This is a genomic window from Promicromonospora citrea (assembly GCF_013004695.1).
In the GTDB taxonomy this organism is placed as follows: domain Bacteria; phylum Actinomycetota; class Actinomycetes; order Actinomycetales; family Cellulomonadaceae; genus Promicromonospora; species Promicromonospora citrea.
This window is the reverse complement of the sequence record NZ_JABEMG010000217.1, coordinates 1-4,586: the sequence shown is the minus strand read 5'-3', so window position 1 is coordinate 4,586 and position 4,586 is coordinate 1. Positions and strand designations below refer to the sequence as shown.

4 protein-coding genes and 1 pseudogene are annotated in these 4,586 nt (G+C 75.2%); 3 read left to right on the top strand and 2 right to left on the bottom strand.

From position 1 onward, the window contains the following. Both HLB15_RS22515 and HLB15_RS22510 read right to left on the bottom strand, forming a co-directional pair. The coding region (locus HLB15_RS22515; protein WP_171108848.1) for a glycosyltransferase at positions 1-1,277 on the bottom strand (1,277 nt) is incomplete at its 3' end. Positions 1,278-1,397: 120 nt separating this feature from the next. After that, entirely contained in the window at positions 1,398-1,739 is a 342-nt protein-coding gene (locus HLB15_RS22510) for a WhiB family transcriptional regulator (RefSeq protein WP_229785430.1), read from the bottom strand. A 267-nt stretch (positions 1,740-2,006) separates the two neighbouring features. On the opposite strand from HLB15_RS22510, the gene HLB15_RS22505 reads away from it, so the two are divergent. The 3 genes and pseudogenes from HLB15_RS22505 to HLB15_RS23855 all read left to right on the top strand — a co-directional run. Beyond that, on the top strand, positions 2,007-2,759 hold the full coding sequence (locus tag HLB15_RS22505) for a TIGR03089 family protein (protein WP_171108846.1): 753 nt from the start codon (positions 2,007-2,009) through the stop codon (positions 2,757-2,759). A 110-nt stretch (positions 2,760-2,869) separates the two neighbouring features. Then, a complete protein-coding gene (locus HLB15_RS22500) occupies positions 2,870-4,147 on the top strand; it encodes an LCP family protein (protein WP_229785431.1) in 1,278 nt (425 codons plus the stop codon). Positions 4,148-4,149: 2 nt separating this feature from the next. Next, a pseudogene (locus HLB15_RS23855) lies at positions 4,150-4,586 on the top strand (hypothetical protein); the annotation flags it as partial.

Here is a 4,586-nt window from a genome sequence, read left to right as displayed (position 1 = left end):
GCCGCGGCCAGGCCCAGCGCGGCGACGACGACAAGCGCGAGGCCCGCCCGCCGCCGCACCGCGAGGGCCTGGAGCTCGGCCCGCTCGATGTCGGAGGTCGCGAGCTCCACGCGGTACGCCTCGGTGCGCGCGAGCCGCCGGTCGCGGCGCTCGGCGGCGACCTCGCGCCACGTGCCGAGCAGGGGGCGCAGCACGTTGCGCGGCACGGTCGACGTCCGGGCGATGCGGCGCCGGGCGCGCAGGAGCGGCCCGAGCCGGAACACGGCCCACAGCGGGGCGAGCAGCTCGTCGCGGGCGCGGTCGGGCTGCTTGAGCGCGAGGCGGTAGCCCGCGGCGACCGGCGCCCACAGGAGCATGCCGAGCATCGCGAGGGGCAGGATCCAGGGCGCGACGGACGTGAGCCGCAGGTAGAGCTGGGCGCGCCGGCGGGCGCCCGGTGCGCCGGGGCCGCGCTGGGAGACCTGGGCGTGCCGCACGACGGCGTCGGGCACGACGACGACGCGGTGCCCCGCGAGCCGGACGCGCACGCAGAAGTCGGTCGAGTCGCCGAGCTGGCCGTAGGCGGGGTCCGTGCCGCCCACCTCGCGCCAGGCGGACGCCCGCACGAGCGCGCCCGCGAGCCCCACGGCGAGCACGTCCTCGCGCGCGTCGTGCTGGCCCTGGTCGATCTCGGTGTCGTCGATCCCGGTCATGCGGCGGCTGAGCGGGGAGACGGTGTGCCCCACCTCGACGAGCACGCCGCGGTCGGCCTCGCCGGGGTCGAGGGGCGCGCCGTCGGCGTCGTGCTCCCAGCGGCGCTGCTTGCACCCCGCCACGGCGACGGCCCGCGAGTGCTCGACGGCGCGGGCGAGGGCGGCCAGCGCACCGGGGGCGGGGGCGGAGTCGTCGTGCAGCAGCCAGAGCCAGCCCTGCTCCGGCACGCCGACGGCGGCCAGCGCCACGTCGACCGCCTCGCCGAACGTCCGCGCACCCGCGCCCGCGACGTAGCGCGCGCCGCCGAGCTGCAGGTCCTGGTGGCCGGAGGTGGCGGGCGCGGTGTCGACGTCGACGACCACGACGTCGTCGGGGCCGCGGGACTGCGCACGCACGGCGGCGAGCGTCGCCCCGAGGTAGGGGCTGCTGCCGCGGGTCACGACGACGGCGGTCACCGTCACCGCGACGGGTGCGGGGGCGACGACCCGGGTCGGGACCTTCGACCACACCGGCCCGGCCGGGGCCTCGTCGGGGCCGCGGTCGGGGAGGGGAGCCGACAGGCTGTCGGTACGTGGAGCGCTCATCTCGCTTCACATCATGCGGCGTGTCGGCCCCGACACGCCGCCGACGCGCCGGGCGCGCACGAGCTCTGCCCGGCGGTTCGCCGGGTCGACGGCCCGCGGGTCCGCGGGCTTGCGCCGGTGCTAGACGGCGCGCCGCTTCAGCTTGCGGCGCTCACGCTCGGAGAGCCCGCCCCAGATGCCGAAGCGCTCGTCGTTCTCGAGGGCGTAGTCGAGGCACTCGGCCCGGACCTCGCACCCGGCGCAGACCTTCTTGGCCTCGCGCGTGGACCCACCCTTCTCCGGGAAGAAGGCCTCGGGGTCGGTCTGCGCGCACAGCGCGCGCTCCTGCCAGCCGAGCAGCGACTCGTCCGGCTCCGTCAGATCGAACAGCTCCCCGAAGATGGGGAGCACCGGGGCCACCGGCGCCGGCGTGTTCTCGGCGTCCGTCGGGAACTCCACGTCCGATTCCAGAATGTTCCACATGACGTGCCCCTCCATGCCGTGTTCCGTGCTCCGGGGCCTCGCCGGACCTGCAGCTTCCAGGCCCCGTTGCGTATGCGCTACGAAAACTGCATACCTGGAATTACACGCGTGTCGCCTGGAGTCGTCAAGCGGAAATGTGCTATCGCCCAGCGGTTCCACGGGGAATTCACGAGTCCTTCCGCAGGTCGTGGCGCACGTCTCACCCGAGGTCCATGGTTTTCACCCGTCGGCGCGTCGTGGCGGCGGGTCGGCTCGTAGGGTGGCGCCATGCAGATCGCGTCCCGCGGCGGCGGCCCCGTGCCCGACGTCGCCGCCCTCCTCGCCCGCCTCGCTGCCGACGGCGGCCGCCCCCGCCTCACCTGGTACGGCGACGACGGCGAACGGGTCGAGCTCTCCGGCGCCGTGCTCGCCAACTGGGTGAGCAAGACCGTGAACCTCCTCGTCGAGGAGTTCGACGCCGCGCCGGGCACCCGCCTGACCCTCGACCTTCCCGTGCACTGGCGCACCGCCGTGTGGGCCCTGGCCGCGTGGCGCACGGGCGCGACCGTGGTGCTGCCGGACGCGCCTTCCCCCGACGCCCCCGACGTCGCCGTCACCGACGACCCGGGCCGCTGGGCCGGCACGGGGGCCGACCTCGTGGCCGTCTCCCTGCCCGCGCTCGCACGCCGGTACGACGGCGAGCTGCCGCCCGGCGCGATCGACGCGGCGGCCGCCGTGATGACGTACGGCGACGTGATCGGCTGGGTGCCGGAGGTCGACCCGGACGAGGACGCGCTCGCGACCGCGGCGGGCGCCGTCGGGCACGCGGAGCTGCTGCCCGCGCCGGCGGACGGCGCGCGCGTGCTCGTGGACGGGCGCGGCGACCTGGCCGAAGTGCTGCGCACCCTGCTCGGCGTGTGGGCGGGCGGCGGCTCCGCCGTGCTCACCTCCGCGGCGACGGCGGCGGAGCTCGAGCGGGACGAGGGCCGCCGCACCCGGCTGCTGAGCAGCGAGCAGGCGACCTGGCCCACGGTCGGCTGACAGCCCCTGGCCGGAGGAACAACCGATAAAGGGGTTCTCCACGAACCCTCTACCGTCCGCTCTCCGGCAGTGCGCCGCCCTGCAATGCCCAGCCTCTAGGATCGGTGGCCGTGACATTTCCTGACCTGAGCGCCCCCGGCGCGACGCGACGCCCCTCGGGGCCCGCGCACGCCCGCGCGCTGCGCGGCGCGAGCGGACCCGCTCGCCTGGTCGGGATGCTGCTCGTCGGGCTGCTCTCGTTCGGTGCCGTCGGCGGAGCGACCGCCATGACCCGGCTGACCGACAACATCGAGACGGCGGGCATGTCGGCGCTCGGCGCGAACCGGCCCAAGGTGGTGCCCCCGAAGGACCCCAACGCCGGTGCCCCGCTCAACATCGTGGTCATGGGCAGCGACTCGCGCGACGGCGACAACGGCGGCCTCGCGGGCGGCGGTGAGATCGGCGCCCGCTCGGACACGACGATGGTCATGCACATCTCCGGCGACCGGTCCCGTATGGACCTCGTCTCCATCCCCCGCGACACGACGGTCGACGTACCGAGCTGCACGACGTCGGAGGGCGCCACGACGGCGCCGCTGTACGGGAAGAAGTTCAACGCCGCGTTCTCGCAGGGCGTGCAGGTCGGCGGGTCGGTCGCCGACGGCGCGCTGTGCACCGTCAGGACGATCGAGGAGCTGACCGGCGTCTACGTGGACGGGTTCGTCGTCGTCGACTTCGCGGGCTTCTCCGCGATGGTCGACGCCGTCGGCGGCGTCGACGTCTGCGTCGAGGAGGAGATCTACTCCCCCGACGCCAACCACCTGTCGCTCTCCCCCGGCATCCACACGCTCAAGGGCCAGAAGGCGCTCGACTACGCGCGGGCCCGCAAGGGCGACGGGCTCGGCGACGGGTCCGACCTCGGCCGCATCGGCAGGCAGCAGGAGGTCATGGCCTCGCTCGCCCGCAAGGTGCTGAGCCAGGACGTGCTGACCAACCCCGCCAAGACCCTCGGGTTCCTGGACGCGGTGACCCGGTCCCTGACGATGAACGAGGAGCTCGGCAGCATCAGCGGACTCTCCGGGCTGGCCTACTCGCTCCGGGACGTGCGGCCTGACACGATCACCTTTATGACCGTCCCCAACGAGTACGACCCGTACAACACGGCGAACGTCCTCTGGACGGACGAGGCCGCGACGCTGTGGGACAACGTCAAGCACGACCGGCCCCTCGACGCCGCACCGGGCTCGCCGTCGGCGGGCGCGTCGGCGTCGCCGTCACCGTCGCGGTCGACGGGCGAGCAGGGCACCGACGGCGCGGCGACGCCCGACCCCGAGCCGTCGTCGACCGACGTCAAGCACGCCGGCGAAGAGGCCTTCACCGGCGCCGACACCACCAAGGTCTGCGGCTGACCATGTCAGATCCCACGACGTCGAACCGGTCGGCCCGCGGGGCCGACGACGACGCCACGCGCGTCCGGATCCCGCCGAGCTTCACGCCCCAGGGCGTCAGCGGGCGACCCGGCGCCGACGACGCCATCCCCGTGGGTGACACGGGCGAGCGCCGTCGTCCCTTCCCCCCGCCCGGCACCGGTGGTCCCGCCAACGCGGAGACCCCCGGGGTCGGCGTGCCCGGCGTGGGCAGCGCCCACCGCATCGGGCGCCCCGAAGCCTCCGACGGGGCCCGTAGCGAACCACGTATCCGCAGACAGTCCTCCCGGGAGGTACCGGTGTCCGGCCAGCGCAACACTCCCCCGCCCGTCCCGCCGCGGCGGTCGGGGATGCCCGCGCGCAGCGAGGCCGGGGCGCCCCCGCGGTCGATCCCGCCGCGCTCCACGCCGCCGGGCGCCGG